Source organism: Streptococcus pseudopneumoniae (genome assembly GCF_001076775.1).
In the GTDB taxonomy this organism is placed as follows: domain Bacteria; phylum Bacillota; class Bacilli; order Lactobacillales; family Streptococcaceae; genus Streptococcus; species Streptococcus pseudopneumoniae_G.
The window spans coordinates 1-17686 of sequence record NZ_JVGV01000037.1 but is presented as its reverse complement, the minus strand read 5'-3'; the positions used below and the strand labels follow the sequence as shown (position 1 = coordinate 17686).

General features: G+C 37.6%; 18 protein-coding genes and 1 pseudogene. 6 read left to right on the top strand and 13 right to left on the bottom strand.

Annotated elements, in window-relative coordinates:
• From pbp2X to rsmH, 3 genes are read right to left on the bottom strand one after another with little or no spacing between them, the layout of a single operon-like run.
• Positions 1 to 2253, bottom strand: coding sequence for a penicillin-binding protein PBP2X (pbp2X, locus tag ADJ60_RS10680; protein WP_049544881.1), 2253 nt, complete (start codon positions 2251 to 2253; stop codon positions 1 to 3).
• 3 nt (positions 2254 to 2256) lie between these two features.
• On the bottom strand, positions 2257 to 2574 hold the full coding sequence (ftsL, locus tag ADJ60_RS10675) for a cell division protein FtsL (RefSeq protein ID WP_000227824.1): 318 nt from the start codon (positions 2572 to 2574) through the stop codon (positions 2257 to 2259).
• A gap of 9 nt (positions 2575 to 2583) precedes the next feature.
• The gene (gene rsmH, locus ADJ60_RS10670; protein ID WP_004256391.1) at positions 2584 to 3534 is read right to left on the bottom strand and encodes a 16S rRNA (cytosine(1402)-N(4))-methyltransferase RsmH; all 951 of its coding nucleotides are present in this window, start codon (positions 3532 to 3534) and stop codon (positions 2584 to 2586) included.
• A 166-nt stretch (positions 3535 to 3700) separates the two neighbouring features.
• Here rsmH and ADJ60_RS10665 point away from each other — a divergent pair, with 166 nt between their 5' ends.
• From ADJ60_RS10665 to ADJ60_RS10645, 5 genes are read left to right on the top strand one after another with little or no spacing between them, the layout of a single operon-like run.
• Positions 3701 to 3895: a helix-turn-helix transcriptional regulator gene (locus ADJ60_RS10665; RefSeq protein ID WP_049544880.1), complete on the top strand. Its 195-nt coding sequence runs from the start codon at positions 3701 to 3703 to the stop codon at positions 3893 to 3895.
• A gap of 15 nt (positions 3896 to 3910) precedes the next feature.
• The gene (locus ADJ60_RS10660) at positions 3911 to 4453 is read left to right on the top strand and encodes a DUF3278 domain-containing protein (protein WP_049544879.1); all 543 of its coding nucleotides are present in this window, start codon (positions 3911 to 3913) and stop codon (positions 4451 to 4453) included.
• A gap of 10 nt (positions 4454 to 4463) precedes the next feature.
• Complete coding sequence (locus ADJ60_RS10655; RefSeq protein ID WP_023946653.1) at positions 4464 to 4790, top strand: hypothetical protein; 327 nt, start codon at positions 4464 to 4466, stop codon at positions 4788 to 4790.
• Between the two features lie 26 nt (positions 4791 to 4816).
• Positions 4817 to 5395: a DUF3278 domain-containing protein gene (locus ADJ60_RS10650; RefSeq protein WP_049544878.1), complete on the top strand. Its 579-nt coding sequence runs from the start codon at positions 4817 to 4819 to the stop codon at positions 5393 to 5395.
• A complete protein-coding gene (locus tag ADJ60_RS10645) occupies positions 5392 to 5868 on the top strand; it encodes a glutathione peroxidase (RefSeq protein ID WP_049544877.1) in 477 nt (158 codons plus the stop codon). The genes ADJ60_RS10650 and ADJ60_RS10645 overlap by 4 nt, the downstream gene beginning before the upstream one ends.
• A 142-nt stretch (positions 5869 to 6010) precedes the next feature.
• Here ADJ60_RS10645 and ADJ60_RS10640 read toward each other — a convergent pair whose 3' ends face one another.
• The 10 genes and pseudogenes from ADJ60_RS10640 to ADJ60_RS10595 all read right to left on the bottom strand — a co-directional run bounded on the left by ADJ60_RS10640 (position 6011) and on the right by ADJ60_RS10595 (position 16260).
• Positions 6011 to 6304, bottom strand: coding sequence for a DUF5960 family protein (locus ADJ60_RS10640; RefSeq protein ID WP_049544876.1), 294 nt, complete (start codon positions 6302 to 6304; stop codon positions 6011 to 6013).
• Positions 6297 to 6659 (bottom strand): hypothetical protein, encoded by a 363-nt coding sequence (locus ADJ60_RS10635; protein ID WP_049544875.1) that lies wholly within the window; start codon positions 6657 to 6659, stop codon positions 6297 to 6299. The genes ADJ60_RS10640 and ADJ60_RS10635 overlap by 8 nt, the downstream gene beginning before the upstream one ends.
• A complete protein-coding gene (locus tag ADJ60_RS10630) occupies positions 6656 to 8071 on the bottom strand; it encodes a Y-family DNA polymerase (RefSeq protein ID WP_049544874.1) in 1416 nt (471 codons plus the stop codon). The genes ADJ60_RS10635 and ADJ60_RS10630 overlap by 4 nt, the downstream gene beginning before the upstream one ends.
• 3 nt (positions 8072 to 8074) lie before the next feature.
• Positions 8075 to 8761: an XRE family transcriptional regulator gene (locus ADJ60_RS10625; RefSeq protein WP_023946665.1), complete on the bottom strand. Its 687-nt coding sequence runs from the start codon at positions 8759 to 8761 to the stop codon at positions 8075 to 8077.
• 369 nt (positions 8762 to 9130) lie between these two features.
• Positions 9131 to 9612, bottom strand: a pseudogene (locus ADJ60_RS10620) (peptide ABC transporter permease); the annotation flags it as partial.
• A 221-nt stretch (positions 9613 to 9833) separates the two neighbouring features.
• The gene (locus tag ADJ60_RS10615) at positions 9834 to 12047 is read right to left on the bottom strand and encodes a glycoside hydrolase family 31 protein (protein WP_049544873.1); all 2214 of its coding nucleotides are present in this window, start codon (positions 12045 to 12047) and stop codon (positions 9834 to 9836) included.
• On the bottom strand, positions 12044 to 12688 hold the full coding sequence (locus tag ADJ60_RS10610) for a YesL family protein (protein WP_001170586.1): 645 nt from the start codon (positions 12686 to 12688) through the stop codon (positions 12044 to 12046). The genes ADJ60_RS10615 and ADJ60_RS10610 overlap by 4 nt, the downstream gene beginning before the upstream one ends.
• 204 nt (positions 12689 to 12892) lie before the next feature.
• On the bottom strand, positions 12893 to 14458 hold the full coding sequence (locus ADJ60_RS10605) for an extracellular solute-binding protein (protein WP_004256278.1): 1566 nt from the start codon (positions 14456 to 14458) through the stop codon (positions 12893 to 12895).
• A gap of 9 nt (positions 14459 to 14467) precedes the next feature.
• Positions 14468 to 15364, bottom strand: a complete 897-nt coding sequence (locus tag ADJ60_RS10600; RefSeq protein WP_000870790.1) for a carbohydrate ABC transporter permease — start codon at positions 15362 to 15364, stop codon at positions 14468 to 14470.
• Between the two features lie 17 nt (positions 15365 to 15381).
• Positions 15382 to 16260 carry an ABC transporter permease gene (locus ADJ60_RS10595; RefSeq protein ID WP_152907448.1) on the bottom strand — a complete coding sequence of 293 codons (879 nt, stop codon included), beginning with the start codon at positions 16258 to 16260 and terminating at the stop codon, positions 15382 to 15384.
• A 46-nt stretch (positions 16261 to 16306) separates the two neighbouring features.
• Here ADJ60_RS10595 and ADJ60_RS11385 point away from each other — a divergent pair.
• Positions 16307 to 17655, top strand: a protein-coding gene (locus tag ADJ60_RS11385; protein ID WP_152907437.1) for an IS3 family transposase whose coding sequence is annotated in 2 segments (ribosomal slippage) — positions 16307 to 16748 and positions 16748 to 17655 — 1350 coding nt in all. Because the reading frame shifts where the segments join, the coding sequence is not laid out codon by codon here.
• Positions 17656 to 17686 lie beyond the last annotated feature (31 nt).

Sequence of the window (17686 nt, the reverse complement as noted above, 5' to 3'; positions counted from 1 at the left end):
TTAGTCTCCTAAAGTTAATTTAATTTTTTTAATGTTTTTGATAGCTGTATTAGTCCGAACATCTTGCTTCTGAACGACGGAACCTGAACCTTCAAATTCCAGTTCAATATCCAACCATTTAGCAAAGGTCTCGGCAATCTCTTTTTTCCAGCCATACATGTCTGGAATTTCTTCTACCTTATCCGATAAAAGGAGAACTTGTTGGTTTGGTGCAAGATTGGTCCCCTCTTCTACAGAAGTCTCTTTAATCTTTGTTCCAGTACCTACAACGATTGGTTGCACAATATTTCGGCGTAAGGCTTCCGCCAACTCACCAGGTGAAATATCCTTGATGCTAGGCATTGCATAAGAAGACTCTGTCGTAACTTTATCTAAATTCTTGGCTGGAGATTGAAGATTGAGAGATTCTTTCATAGCTGAAGCCCGCTCCAAGATTGGGTTGGCAAATTCTCCCAACTGGATACCTGAATAATGTTCAGGTTGTTGAACCGTTACATACAAGATAAAATCAGGATTTTCAGCAGGGTTCATAGCCACAACCGAGAAAATGTAATTGGTCGAACCAACTAAGTAGCCTCCATTTTTCTCGTCAGCGATTTGGGCTGTACCAGACTTGAGGGCTACATTTTGACCTGGAACATTGACAGTTGCTTTTCCTGTACTATGATTATACATAGTTCCATATCTAGGATCCGTTCCTACCAAGACCATGTGAGTCCGAGTTTGGCCAGCTGCATCTTTCGAAACTGGATTCCCTACAATTTCTTTTTGAGATCTACGAACGGTTTGATCATTTGGATCATACAAGGCCGTAATAAATTTAGGCTCTAGCATGACGCCATCATTGGCAATGGCTGTAAAAGCACGTAGCATCTGGGTCTGCGTTACAGAAATCCCCTGACCAAATGCACTCATGGCAATATTGACAATATTGTCAGCTGGAAGTTGGCCTGCATATTCATCTGTCAAACCAAAACGAGTTGGAACCCCAAATTTAAAGCGGTTTAGATAATCCAACCAAGTAGCATCACCCATTTTTTGTTCAAGTAGACTCATTCCAACATTACTGGAGTGAGCGAAACCTTGTGAGAAAGTCATCATCCCACCAGTAGTCAAACCATCATTAACATCCCAATCTCGAATCGTCGCATCCGCTATTTTTAATTCACTGCTATTGAAGTATTCTCCACTTGGGAAGGTATTATTATCAATAGAAGAAGCTAACGTCATCACCTTCATGGCTGATCCTGGTTCATAGTTACTTTGATAAAGAATGTCACGCCAAACAAAGTCCTCAGTGATTCCTTCTTTAGTATCTGCATTAAAGGTAGGTCGTTGGGTGGTAGCGAGAATTTCACCGGTCTTTGCACTGACCAAGGTCGCGGTCATATACTTACCTTTTACTTTTTCTAGAAAGGCATCCATCTGAGTTTCCATGAAAGATTGTAGCGGACTAGACAATGTTGTATAAACATCCTTGCCATCTACAGTCTGCTGCGCTACCTGTTCTGTACCGGGTACGATATTTCCTACACGGTCTTTTTCATAGGTAATAATACCGTCTGTCCCAGCAAGAATGGTATTTAAAGAACTCTCCAAACCAGAAGTCCCTAATAAACTCTTGCTGCCATCTTCATTTTCATGAAGTTGGGCTAAGCCAATAAAACTAGAAGCAAATTGGCCATTTGGATAGCTTCTGTTAGGGCTCGTTGTAAAGTCAATCCCTTCCACACTAGCATCTTTTAAATCTTTTTTAATCGCCATCATATTGGCATAGGTAATCCCATTTCCTTTTGCACCAAAGGAAACCTGGGTCAGATTTGGTTGAGCCAGTTGCTCTTTCACATAAGCTTCATCCATGTCTAAATACTTATGGAAGACTTCAGCTACCTTATTAAACTGCGAATCCTCTACATAAAGAATTTTTCCAGTTGCTGACTTGTATTTTTTATCAATAACAGCATAGACGTTATAGGAAGTCGCATCTTCAGCAATAGGCACTCCATTTCGGTCATAGATAGTCCCACGTTTGGCAGGAACTGTTCGGGTTGTTTGGTGAACCTTTTTAGCCTCTTTTACCAAGTCAGTACCAAATATATTACCTTTTGCGATAATATAAGCAAAATTGGCCAAAAAGAGGCCGAAAAGGGCAACAGCTAAAAAGCTGAGGTACTTGCCAACTATCCTACGGTTTTCTGCTGGAGATTTACGATTTTTTACCGCAAATCGGGTTATTTTTTCTGTCCATTTCATATCTTACTCCGCTGTTCGGATGTTTTCATTATTCAATTTCAAATCTTTTTTATCTGCAATTTCTTTCAAGCGCTCTGAACGAATCAATTCATTCACTTCCTGCTTGGCATCGTCCAGCTCTGTCTTCTTCTCCTCTATCTGCGCATTGATTTTTGTCAAATCACTTTGCACTTGCAAGAGTCGTGTCTGCATAAAGATAATGCTCACTGCTAAAACGAGAGCCGTAAAAGCGATGGAAAGATAAAAAGCCTTCTCCACACGTGAGAATTTTTTTATACGATTCTGCAAGAATTGACTGGTTGTTTCTTTCTTATCTACCATTTTTCCCTCTTACTTGTGAATTTTTCTGGCCACGCGCAACTTGGCTGAATGCGAACGGTTATTGGCTTCTAACTCCTCTGCACTTGGCAAGATTGGCTTACGGGATACCAATTCCATCTTGGGCTTGAGATCATCTGGGATGAAAGGTAAACCTTTGGGAACTTCAACCGTTGAAGCCTCCTTGAACAATTGCTTGGTCAAGCGGTCTTCTAGTGAATGGAAGGTAATCACTGAGATTCTACCATCTAGAGCCAACATCTCCATAGCCTGCTGGATGGACTCATCTGCTGCTCCCAGTTCATCATTGACTTCAATTCGAATAGCCTGGAAAATCTGCTTGGCAGGATGCCCCTTCTTCTTGAGCTCCTTGGCAGGTTTGGCAGACTTGATAATTTCTGCTAACTCAGTCGTTGTCTCGATTGGCTTGACTTCACGTGCTTGTTCGATCTTACGCGCAATCTGTTTAGAGAATTTGTCCTCGCCATACTTGAAGAAAATTCGAACCAAGTCATGATAGTCATAGTGGTTCACCACTTCATAGGCTGTCAGACTAGCTTCCTGATTCATGCGCATGTCCAGTGGCGCATCCTTTTTATAAGAAAAACCACGCTCACGCTGGTCCAGCTGAGGACTAGACACTCCCAAGTCATAACAAATTCCATCAATTTCCTGAACACCAGCTTCGCGCAAACGTGCCTGTAAATGACGGAAGTTATCCTTGATAAAAGTCACCATCCCCTTCTCAATGTAGGAAGCCAAGCGTTTTTGCGCATTGTTAATGGCATTCTGGTCTTGGTCAAAGGCATAGAGATGGCCTTTTTCACTTAATTTACTTAATAAATATTCGCTATGGCCTGCTCCACCCAAAGTCGCATCAACATAGATACCGTCAGGCTTTACGTCGAGCATATCAATCGTTTCGTGGAGTAAGACCGTTACATGATGAAATTCTTTTGTCATATCTTATCTATTTTACCACAAATCTGACTAGCTTGCACTAGTCAGACAAATAGGTCAAAAACAAGTAAGATTTCTTTAAGAAATATGTCAAATATGCTTGACATTCGCGCCATAGAAGAATATAATATAGTCAAATATATACGACACAAATCAGAAAGGAGAACAGATGAATCGTGTGAAAGAATTTCGCAAAGAACTGGGCATTTCCCAGCTCGAACTCGCCAAGGATATCGGTGTCTCGAGACAAACTATCAACATGATTGAGAACGACAAGTACAACCCAACTCTGGAACTCTGTCTCAATCTCGCCCGTAGCCTCCAAACTGACCTCAACAATCTCTTTTGGGAGGATGATTTTTAAAAAAGGAGCCAACACATGAAAAAAGAAACCTTCACTGAAAAACTGATCAAGCGCACATACGGTATTTCTGATCCACTTGACGAATACAAACGACGCGAGGCAGACCGTATAGGTAACCAAGTCTTTATCTTCCTCTTTTATCTGATGATTTTCGGCAATCTTATTCCGCTCATTCTGGCCTATAAATATCCTCAACTAGTAGCTCTAGTCTATCCTCCTCTGATTTTAGTGATTGCCCTCATCGTTGCTGGATATCTCACATACCAAATGCAAAAAACTGGGATTACAACTATTGAACCAGATATGCTGAGTGAGAAAGAAAGTAAGCAACTATACTACCCAGGTCTTAAAGCAGGTTTGTTCTTTGGTCTATGGATGTTTTTTATAACTCCTCTTCTCAGTATACTCATAGGTGAAGGTCAGGACTATTTTCATTCTCTCCTCACTATAAGAAATGGTGTATCAAGCATTCTCGGTTCTATCTTCTTCGGAGCGAGTATACAGTTCCTCATCTCCCGTCGCATTGAAAAAGCTAAGAAAGATCAAGATGAGGATTAGGAGGTGCCCTATGAAATCACTAGTAACTTTACTTACCTATCATCTTTTGTTCAGTTCTCTGCTCATCTTCATCATCGTTTCAGGGAACTTGCCAATCTACGATATAGTCTTCCTTCCAGTCTTTGTTCCAGCACTCAACAAAGGATTGACTTATCTAAAGATTGACTCCCAAAAAACGCGCATACTCAACTTAGCACTATTCTTTATGATTCTATCCTTACCACAACTGACGCTCATTTCAATCAATTGGAAATATTATATACTGCTAACTATCGCTATCCTTTCTTCTATTACTTATCTTTATTATCTCTATCAATTCGTAAAAGAAACAAAATAACATCGTTCATTTAGGAGAAATCACCCATGAAAAAAGAAGACTTAACAACTCGCCTACTTCGAAATTTCTTTCATATCCAAGGGCCTTTTGATGAATGCCGTCAAGAGGTTATCTACAAGGCTTGCGCCCGTTCCATGATCCAAATCTTTTACTCTTCCTTCATTCTCTTCCTATTCTATATTTTGTTCGGAAGCTTTATAGAAATTGTTCGAAATGTTATGCCCTACATCTATTTTGGACTCATTTTGTTCATGAGTATAAAAGCTCAAAAAGCCGTCCAAGAGCTTCATCTTGAAAAGGATGACAAATCAGAAATCATCCTCAAAACCTACAGCAAAGCCCAAATCAAATTCCGAAGCTGGATTGTGTTTATCGTTATTCAGATCGGCCTCTTTACCTTACTCATCTTTCATAAAGTCTTCGTTCAGCAGATGTCCCTTTCAGATTTTGTGAAGTTGCTCATGCAATTCGATAAAAGTGTTCCTTTCCTGATGTATAGCCTGATTATCGGAAGCATTTTTGGAACCCTGACCTACGGATTTCTATCACTACAGGAGGAGAAAACTCCTAAAAATACCAAACAGAAGGAGAAAAGCAAGCAATGACTTCACTATACGATTTTTCAGTCTTGAACCAAGACAATCAAGAAACTCCACTAGAGACCTATCGTGGTAAGGTTCTCTTGGTTGTCAACACTGCTACTGGATGTGGTTTAACGCCCCAGTACCAAGGACTTCAAGAACTCTATGATCGCTATCAAGAACAAGGTTTTGAGATTTTAGACTTCCCTTGCAATCAGTTTATGGGACAAGCACCAGGCAGAGCAGAGGAAATCAACACCTTCTGTAGCCTACATTATCAGACCACCTTCCCACGTTTTGCCAAGATAAAGGTCAACGGTAAGGAAGCAGATCCTCTCTATGTTTGGTTGAAAGAACAAAAATCTGGCCCACTGGGAAAACGAGTCGAATGGAATTTCGCTAAGTTTCTTATCGGTCGTGATGGTCAGGTCTTTGAACGCTTCTCTTCAAAAACAGACCCAAAACAAATTGAAGAGGCGATACAAAACCTACTATAATTTCACAATCTCACTATTATTAGTTCTCCTTTAGCCTAAGAATAGTGGGATTTTTTGATGGACTTTGACTTGAATAGGAAAACACCCCATGATATGAACCATGAAGTGTTGTAAAAATGATACATTCATAGCAGACAAGGCACTACTGACTGCTATTCTTGACTCCTGAATATGTATAGGTCCTATTTCTAGGACACGCTTTTTCCGTTACCACCCTAAAATAAAAACGATGCTCCCGCCCATCCTTGGCATTTTCCTTGTTTAAGACAAAGTAGTTTTTCTGATTCATCGCCATGGTTCGTAGGATGTCATCAATCAAGAAAGTCAAGGGTACGTTCATGGCAGAGTATTTTTGAAAATCCTCTTCAAAACGAATATAGTCATCTGAAAAATAATCCATCTGCAGTTTGTTTTCATACAGCTCTTTTCTAGTCATAAACTCCCTCCTCCCACAGCCGAATTTCTAGGATATCTGCAACCTCTATCAACCTATAGCCCTCGTTTGTCCTAATAGATAGAGTCTGATGTGATAACTCCCTCACCTCACCGATGATAGTCGCCTTCTGCTTCTTTTCCTTTACCACAAAACTTCCCTTAAGTTGGCCAACATAAAGCTGAGAAAGTAAATGTAGTTTCTCAACTGGATCCAAATCTATCGAAAAATCAACACGGCTTTTTTCTTCACTGAGCGAACTGGTGTGTTCTGAGAGGTAAAATCCCATCCACTTCTGCATACCTGGATCTTGATAATCTCGCGCAGATTGAAAAGGTAAATAAGAACGATCAATCATTTTAATCCATCTAATCCTCCAGCAGAATGTCCCCCAATCAGCTTGCTTCTAGCAAGACTCCTAGAGGCTTCTTCCAGTGCATTGGCCTTTAAGAGAGAAGTGAAACCAAATTGTTCCCGAATGGAGTCAATAGCCGTCTGGAGCCTTTCTTCTTTTTCTAACTTGTCAACATCATCAAAGAGAGATATCAAACCAAAGGACTCGTCTACAAAGCCTGAATAGTTTACACCGACACTTCTGACTGCTCCAGAAGTGTATTTGTTATGAAATAATTTCAAAACATAATTCGTTAAGACAGCTGTATTATTGGTCGGTTCGACCTTCATTTGTGTGTGAATAGACGACCTGACTTCCTGTTTAGAGAAACCGACATAGATAGAGACAAGGGTTGTTTTCTTGCCAGACCTTCTCAGTCTAATAGCCACCTGCTCCGCCATTTCTCGAAGAATAATTTCAATATCCCGTAGCTTCACGTAGTCTCTCGGCAAGATTTGAGAATTCCCCAAGCCCTTGGATTTGGCTTTATAGGGCTTATGAACATTGCTCTCATCAATCCCGTTGGCATGAAACCACAAACGCAGACCAGCCTGACCCAGAACTTTCTTTAGCTGGTCGGGATTGCTGGTTGCCAATTCCTTGATGGAAAAAATCCCCAGAGCATGCAAGCGTTTCTCCATCCGCCTGCCAATTCCCCAAAAGTCGGTCATCTTGGGAATGGACCAGACCTTCTCTTCCACATCCTGGTAAGACCAGTTGGCCCTCATGGTCGGAGTGTGCTTGGCCTCATTATCCAGAGCCAACTTGGCCAGTAAAGGATTGGCATTTGACATGCCCACTGTAGAGTAGATTCCTGTCTGCCTCCAAATATCCCTCTGAATACGGGCAGAAAGCATATCCAGCTTGTTTTTGCGAGAGAGACTCTTATCTGGGATGAAATAGTTGAGCGAACTAGTCAGGTCAATAAAGCCCTCATCGATAGAGTAAGGATAAATATCATCTGGACTGCCATAGTTTTGAAAGATTCTCTGGATTTCCATATTGACTGCGATGTACTCATCCATCCTGGGTGGCACAATCAAGGTCACTTGAGCCCAATCTTCGATGTAGCGAACATAGTCTGAGTTGGTAGGTAGCCCTTGCTTTCGAGCATTGTAATAGGAAAATTTTCGCGTTTTGATATCAAAAGGCAAATCATAGGCCCGACCAACATTTGACTGGCCAAAAATCTTCTTAAACATGGGAGAGGAGGCTAGGATAAGACCAGTTGAGTTATCCGCGCGACTCATGACACAAAGCGAGGTTTTCAGCGGATGTAAGCCCCTTTTCACGCACTCAACACTGGCATAAAAGGATTTCATATCGACAAAGGCAATGTCACTTTTGGGCTCTCTGGAATAATCAAAGTAGCCCATTGGCTAGCCCTCCATCGGCACAAAGTTCCCAACGATAATCCCCACAATCCGAGGATCTTCCTCATAGGAGATGAAAATATCCTTGTATTTAGGATTGATAGAGACCAGACGCAATCCATTCTCCTCTCGATAGACCCGTTTGATATAGGTCTGGTTGTTGCAAACCACTGCATAAACCGCCCCGTCATAGTCAAATCCTGTCTCTCGAATCAGAGCCACTGAACCATTTTGGTATTTAGGTTCCATGGAGTCCCCAGACACCCATGACGCAAAATCATGAGCCAACTCCTCATTAAAGTAAACCGTATCAAAATTCTGATCATCGTAGACCGAAGCCCCAATCCCTGCTGACATGCGTTCATAAACACGGTACTCGTAGAGGCGCTCTGGCATAGCTGTCACTTTCTGGGCTTGCTCCTCTTGAGATAGGTTGCGAGCATAGTGAACAACCTTCTCCTGCCCTTGCTTGGAGAGGCTATGGTAGAGACGGACAATCTCGATCTGAGTAAAATATCCTTTTGGTACTTTTAAAATATTCTCTAGCTGAAACACCTTCTCCTTGGACGGTTCCTTGACTCCACGTTCCCAAGCTGAGTAAGCCTGAAAGCTAATCCCAAGTTGCTCTGCAATTTCCTTCTGTGTCAGTTTTAACTCTTTCCTCCGAGCCTTTAATTTTTCTGGCTGATACATACTTCACCTCCTAGTATAGAACCTTATCTTAAATGATTTTCCTTAGAAAAGCTAATCTTTAGTTGAGTTACTTTTCAAAAATCAACCATTTTGGTTTAATTTTATTATATAAAAAATGTGGACAAATGTCCACTAGGAAAATCAGAAACATCGTGAGTTTTATACTCAATGAAAATCAAAGAGCAAACTAGGAAACTAGCCGTAGGCTGTACTTGAGTACGGCAAGGCGACGTTGACGCGGTTTGAATTTGATTTTCGAAGAGTATTAATCAAACTAAAAGGACTTAGCCCTATACAATACAGAACTAAATCCTTTGAATAAATAATTGATCTAACTGTTAAAATTCCTACAGAAATTCCAGTTTTTCTCTATTTGATACCAGACATTAGTTTTTCAATACGTGGAACGTAGAAGAGTAAGATAATACCGAATACAATCGTAATTCCTCCAACAATTCCATAGTAAGCCACTTCAGTTTCGCTTGTATAAAATTTTACAATTTGAGCATTGATAGCTTGGGCAGCTGCATTACTCAAGAACCAGATAGACATCATTTGTGCTTGGAAGGATTTTGGTGCTAGCTTAGTAGTGACTGATAGACCAATAGGCGAAATCAACATTTCCCCCACAATCACAATAGCCCAACTCATAATCAACCAGAAAGGACTGACCTTAACATCTGTCCCAAAGAGCATTCCTGGTAACATCATCCACAAGAAGGATAGACCTGCTGCTAATAAACCGTAAGCAAATTTCTTAGAAGAGGACGGTTGCTTTTTACCCATTTCCCCCACAACCATGCAAAAATCGGCACATAAATCATAATGAAAAGTGGATTGATACTTTGAAAAATCACCTTTAAAAATTTGCTATTGTTTAGTTTAAAAATGTTTCAAACCTTGAAACATACTTATCCTTTCCTCTTCAGTAAACAAAAACACCCCTATACCAAGCTTGTAGCTTGTAGCTAGTGCAATACAAGTCAATAAGCATAGAGATGTAAAACTATTACACATTAAAAAATAAATAATTAGTAATTAAATAATAGAAATTGTGTACGAAATTTCTCAATTAGTTTTCGCTAGTAAATATCATTTCCAACAAACGCCCTCTCAATTCCTCGTCCTGACGATGCAAGATATTCATTAACTCAGGAGAATTTTTTGCATTGATGAATTGATTTAACAATCTATCTTTTAATTCATATGGAAGAGAAGCAGTCTTTAGTAGTCTAAAAACTTCATCATTTAAAGATATTGTTTTATTATCTTTACATTCAAATCTAGCTGTATCATTCTTATTTGGCAATTCAATCATAGACACATTCGTTCCTTTAAAATGAATTCTATGCTTTCTATTACTTGGAACGATACTAGAATCTCCTTGTAATGCCAACTCTACCATTCCCATTTCCCAATCGATTGATAATCTTGTTTTATATCTTTGACCATTTTGATCTTCAATCATTTCAAAAGAATGTTGTTTGCCTGGGAATACATACCAATCTACAACTTCAGGTAACTCAACACCCATATCTATCTCAGAACCAACCAAGGGAATGATTGCACCACTTTTTGCAAACACAGGTATCATCGAAATGTCTCGATAAACACTTAACTTCACACCACCTGTATATTTTTTCTCTGAAAAGAAGTCATACCATTCACCTTCAGGGAACCATACATCCACTTTTGCAGATTGGAATGCCAAATCCATCTTTTCTACAACGGGAGCCACCATCAGTTCTGTTCCAAAAAAGTATTGATTTGGAACATTATAGCTCTCATCATTCTCTGGGTAGAAATAATACATTGGGCTGATTAATGGGGCACCTTCCTCGTGTGTCTTTACATTCATAGTGTATAGATAGGGGATCATCTGATGTCTCAAACGAAGGTATTTCTTCATAATCTTAGATGTTGTTTCTGAAAAAAACCAAGGTTCTTTACTATTAAAAGGACTTCTAGAACTATGTAATCGAGTTATCGGACTAAAAACACCAAACTGTAGCCATCTAGTTTGTAGCTCTTCGTCATAATCCCCCAGCATGTGTCCACCGATATCATGACTCCACCAACTATAACCGATATTTGATGCTGTCGCTGTAAAATAAGGTTGAAATCTTAAGGAATTCCAACTAATAATGGTATCTCCTGAAAAACCAACAGGGTAGCGATGACTACCGGGACCTGCATATCTTGATAAAATCAAACCACCTTCTGCATTTTTACAACTATCCTGATAGTGATAATGGTTTAAAAGCCACAGTGGATCCAACATGCCTTGTGTCCCTTGTTGCCAGTCAATCCACCAAAAATCTACTCCCTGCTTTTCTAGCTCATAATGAACATCTTTAAAGTAAGCTTCCCTAAAAGAGGGATTAAAAAAATCAAAAATGGCTGGTTCCTCTAATTCTACATTTAACCCTAATCGTTTGGCAACTCTAGGATAAGCTTCTTCATAAGCCCGTATACCATCAGCAGGATGGACATTTAAAGAGAGTTTTAACTTTCTATCATGAAGTTGTTGCAATAACTGTTCTGGATTAGGTATTAAGTTTTTATTCCAACTATATCCTGTCCAGCCACTTCCAAAACGAGCTGGAATGTCAGTGATATGCCAATCCATATCTAAAACACCGATAGATAATGGAATTTTCTCTGTTTCAAATCTGTCTATTAAATCCAAGTATTCATCCGACGTATAAGGCCAATACCTACTCCACCAATTGCCTAAAGCATATCTTGGCAACAAGGGTGTTGAACCAGTCAAATGGTAAAAGTCTCTGATTGCTCCTCTATAATCATGCCCATAGGCAAAGAAATACAGGTCAATTTGATTTTCTCTCTCAATATAACCAGACTGTTCATCCCAAATAAATCCTTGAGAATCATCCAATAAGGCTATCCCATTTCGGCTAATAATTCCATCTTCTAACGAGATTGCTCCATCTGCCTTATCCAGAGTCCGAGCTGTTCCTTTTAACGTTTCAATAGATTCACCAAAATACCAGCGACTACCATATACGGCAAAATTTCCTTTTAATTCTATAAATAAATTTTCGGCGTTAAATTCTCCTTTATTAAAGTGCAGATGAAAATAGTCCGTCATAATATCTAGTACGTTTGATGTCTCGATATAATCTAACGAAACTTGACCAAAATCTCTATTATAGATAAGTTGTGTCGTTCTATCCTCAAAACTTCCAGTTTGAGAGTATTCTAGCCTTACTAACTTGTCTGTTAATACAGAGATTCGATAAAACTCTCCCTTAAAAATTTTCAATTTGTTTCCCTCCTTTTAGTAAATTTCTTTACCTTATCAAACATTTTATTTGTTATCGTTACATTCATCAATCCGCAAAAAGCAAATCCCCCAAATGTAAATACGTAAATAGCTGTTAAAACTCGTTCTGGACTACTAAAACTCATATACAGTACAGAAATATTAAATAAAACCAACATGATAGCTTGTATTGGATTTAAAATACAAATTAATACGCTATTTACAATACTATTTTTTAGATTATCTTTAAATAGACCAATATAGGGAAAAATAACACTCATCAAAAGTATTATAACAAATAAAAAGGGCAACACTAACAATAAACTATACTCTGAAAATAAACTTGAATAGCCCCAAAGACAATAGTTCACATATAAAAGTAATTCTATTAGGAGGATAAACAACCAAATAAAAGTTGACTGTTTAAAATTTCGTCTAAAGATCCGAAAATAATGATAAGCAATATCGGTATCTTTACCTTTTAAAATACGATACCACATTGTCGTAAGAGAAGTTAATGATGCCCCAATTGTAACTATTGGAATACAACTAACAATAAATAGAGTATTTAAAATAATTAAATCTGTCAAAAAAGTTAAAATTCTAACCACTTTTCCATCTAATGAAAATAATTTTTGCATAATATATTCTCCATAAAATCAATCGTCTTAACTCTATATTTTAGAATGTCAGTTGCACAAAAATATTACCTAAATTATTTAAAAAACATTTCCAAATTTCTTTAAAAATTAGAATAAAGGAAGCGAGATAATTTGACGTTATCAGTCTCGCTTCCTGTAATTAGCTAGTCCCTTGTTTATACAACCAAGAGTTCATATAAAGTATTACTCTTTTACTTCTTTTTGGTAACGATTATATGCTTCCTGTTGAATCTTCATAAATTCGTCCAATCCCATATTCTTAAGAGTTTCTTTGTATGAGTCCCATTCTTTTTCTATGCCGCCTTCAACTACCCATTTAGATGCTTGTTGTTTGACATAAGATTCAATACTCACATAGATTGATGATAATTTGTTAAGTTCTTCTTGTGAATAAATCACATTAGGGTAAGCTGGTAACGCAAATTGTTTCAAATCTTGGTCCATCTTCAATTTCAATCCATCACCTTGTGTTTGATCGATTTCTACGCGACTATTGATATCATCGCTTACGTATTTAGGACCAAAATCTCGAAGTGAATTAATCCATGCCCATTCATCAGCTGATTTACCATCTTTAGGAGGTAACACTTTAAACTTATCACCATTCTTTTCAGTAGCTATTCCAAATGATCCATAGAAATTCTGAATACTTGCTTCATCTGTATATAATTTATCCAACCATTTCAATAATTTAGCAGGGTTTTTGCTCTTATTTGTAATCAAAATTTCATTTCGACCATAGTTGTAATGATCTGGATCAGAAAAGACATATTGTTTACCATCCATACCTTTTAAAGCAGGTAGAGCAATATACTCACTTGAATGTAAGCCAAACGTTGCATCTGCTGTCCAACCACTAGAAACACCTACTCTAGATACTCCCTTATCCATACGTTTTGCTACACTCATAGAGGTATCTTCTGTAAAGATTTCCGGATCAATCAAACCTTTTTTATAAGATTCGTGCATTGCTGCAATCCCTTGTTTATAACTTTCTTCTGTACGAAGGTAGACTGGTTTTCCATCTTTTACAGACATTTCATATGTATTATCTGCCCCTAAACGATTATTGAACGGAAGAATATATGAGAATGTTGGATCAAAGTTTCCTGCTCCGAATGGAATTTCATCAGAAGCGTCTCCATTTCCGTTCGCATCTTTATCCTTAAATTCTTGTAGTACTTTTACTAAATCATCATAAGTTTCTGGAACCTTTAATCCTAAATTATCCAGCCACTTTTTATTAATAAATAGCTGATTAGCTACAGTAGGACGCATCGGTAATTTTTTAGGTAGACTGTAGATATGACCATCTGGTGAAGTAATCATAGCTTTAATCTTAGGTTCTTTCTCCATAGCCTTAGTTAAATTTGGCATGTTTTCTTTGATTAAATCTTCCAATGGAATAAATAAAGATTGGTTCTGAGCAATTTCTGAATCTGTAAAAGCATTTGAACCTAAAAATGCATCTGGTAAATCTCCACTAGCAACCAACACAGATTTCTTATCTGCCCAATCTGCAGCTACAAGTGTATCCCATTTAACATCGATACCTGATTCTTTGGCAGAATCAGTTAGAAAACCTTTATGATAATCTTCCCCCCAGTCAGACCAACGAACAGTTGTGATTTTATAAGAATCTTCTCCAGACTTATCATCCTTATTCGCATTATTAGAATTTGCACAGGCTGTTAAGCCAGCAAGTGTAACTGTTCCTAAGAACAAATATGTAAATGATTTATTTTTCATGTTTTTCTCCTATTCTTTCAACGCGCCAATCATTACGCCTTGATTAAAATATTTTTGAACAAAGGGATATAGCAACATTATCGGAGCGGTTGAAATAACAATTGCTGCATATTTCATCATATCGGCTTTGATACGAAGATCTGATGCAACTTCTCCTGTTGCTTGCGATTGTAACATTTGATTACTAATTAGTAAACGTCGTAAAATTAATTGCAATGGTTGTAAATTTTCATTCGTTAAATAAATTAAAGCATTAAACCACGAATTCCAAATACCAACTGCGGTCCAAAGTCCAATAACTGCTATAATAGCTTTTGATAAAGGAACGACTATCTTAATAAAATAACGAATTGTACCACATCCATCAATTTGCGCAGCCTCCCACATCCCGTCTGGAATACTATTATTAAAGAAAGTTCTAGCAACAATAATATTGTATGATGAAACCGCAAAAGGTATTACCATTACCCAAAATGTATCAATTAGGCCAACATTCTTTACTGTTAAGTAGGTAGGAATCAAGCCACCTGATACAAACATAGGGATTATGTATAGAATACTCATCCATTTTCTACCAACTAATTCTTTTCTAGATAAAGCATAACCAGCTGGAATATTGACTACTAAAGCAACTAAGGTACCAACAACAGTATATAAAATGGTATTTAGATAGCTACGTAAGAATAAAGGTTGTTGAATAAGACGTAAATATCCATCTAATTTCCATTCTCTAGGAATAAACCATACCTTTCCATTTGCAACATCTGAAGGATTACTAAAAGATGCAATCACTACAAACCATAACGGATAAACAATTAACAGGATAAGGAAAATTGCTAAACCATAGGTAACTATATCAAATAATAATTCAGAGTTTGTTTTTCTTGATTTATGAAACCATTTCACCTTGAGCACTCCTTCCTTTAAAAAAGACCCGTTCTAGTATATCTTTTCGAGAACCAGTTAACAGATAACAAAATTATTAGATTGACTACGGTGTTAAATAACCCTATAGCTGTCGAATAACTATACTGAAAGTTCACCATACCAACTTTATAAACATAGGTCGAAATTATCTCACTTCCTGCTAAATTAAGTGGATTCTGTAGTAGTAACACTTTCTCAAAACCTACACTTAATAAACTACCTGCTCTTAATATTAGTAAAATCATAGCAGTTGGCAAAAGTAATGGTAATTCTATATGCCTAATTTTTTGTAATCTAGAGGCACCATCCATAGTTGCAGCCTCATAATATGTAGGATCAATTGCAGAAAGCGCTGCTAGATAAATAATACTATCCCAACCAATATGTTGCCATACATCACTCCAAACATAAACACCTGCAAAATTACTAGGTTTTGATAAAAAATCTGGAATAGTAATTCCAACAGACTTAAATACATTCGCTAACAAACCACTAGTAGGAGATAAAAATAATATAATCATCCCACACATAACCATTGTAGAGATAAAATGGGGTAAGTAAGTTGTCACTTGAAATATTTTTCTAAATTTCCCAACTCTTAACTGATTACTAATTATAGCTAGTATAATAGGCAAGGGGAATCCTACTACAATACTATAAAGTGAAATTTTTAATGTATTGAACATAGTTGTCCCGAATTGGAATGATGAGAAAAATTGAGTAAAGTACTTAAATCCTACCCACTGACTAGCAAAGATACCATTGGCTGGTGAATAGTCTTTAAATGCAATAATTAGTCCCAACATGGGAATATAGGAAAACAAAATTAATAGCAATATTGAAGGAAAAAGCAATATATATAACGTGAACTGCACCCCAAAAGTTAGACAGAAAAAATCTAACTTTTGGGGTGTTTTTATTATGAAATTAACTTATGATGATAAAGTTCAGATCTATGAACTTAGAAAACAAGGATATAGCTTAGAGAAGCTTTCAAATAAATTTGGGATAAACAATTCTAATATTAGGTACATGATTAAATTGATTGATCGTTATGGAATAGAGTTCGTCAAAAAAGAAAAAAATCGTTACTATTCTCCTGAATTAAAACAAGAAATGATTGATAAAGTCCTACATGAAAACTGGTCTCAAGATAGAGTTTCTCTCGAATATGCTCTCCCAAATCGTGGTATGCTTCCAAATTGGATGGCACAATACAAGAAAAACGGGTATACTATTGTTGAGAAAACAAGAGGGAGAGTACCTAAAATGGGACGTAAACCAAAGAAGAAACCCGAAGAGATGACAGAGTTAGAACGACTTCAAGCAGAAAACGAGTATCTGAGAGCGGAGAATGCTGTCCTAAAAAAGTTGAGAGAACTCCGCTTGAAGGAGGAAAAAGAGAAAGAAGAAAGACAGAAATTGTTCAAGAATTAATCACTGATTTTTCGTTAGATATTCTTCTAAAAACCATTAAACTCGCTCGTTCGACCTACTACTATCATTTGAAACAGCTAGACAAACCAGATAAGGATCAAAAGCTTAAAGCTGAAATTCAAGCTATTTTTACCGAACAAAAAGGAAATTACGGCTATCGTCGAATCCATTTAGAATTAAGAAATCGTGGTTATGTGGTCAATCATAAAAGAGTTCAACGCTTGATGAAAGTGCTCAATTTACAAGCTAGAATCCGCAAGAAACGCAAGTATTCTTCTCATAAAGGAGATGTTGGCAAGAAAGCAGACAACCTTATTCAACGCCAATTTGAAGCAGCTAAACCAATGGAAAAGTGTTATACGGACGTGACAGAATTTGCCATTCCAGCAAGCGCTCAAAAGCTTTACTTATCACCAGTTTTAGATGGCTTTAATAGCGAAATTATCGCCTATAATCTTTCAACTTCACCCAACTTAGAACAAGTAAAAACAATGTTGGAACAAGCATTCACAGAGAAGCGCTACGAGAATACGATTCTCCATAGTGACCAAGGCTGGCAATATCAACACGATTCTTATCATCAGTTTCTAGAGGGTAAGGGAATTCAAGCATCCATGTCACGTAAAGGTAACAGCCCAGACAACGGCATGATGGAATCTTTCTTTGGTATTCTGAAATCGGAGATGTTTTATGGTTATGAGAAGTCATTTGAGTCGCTCAACCAATTGGAACAAGCCATTGTAGACTATATTGATTACTACAACAATAAACGAATTAAGGTAAAACTAAAAGGACTCAGTCCTGTGCAATACAGAACTAAATCCTTCGGATAAATTAATTGTCTAACTTTTTGGGGTCAGTACA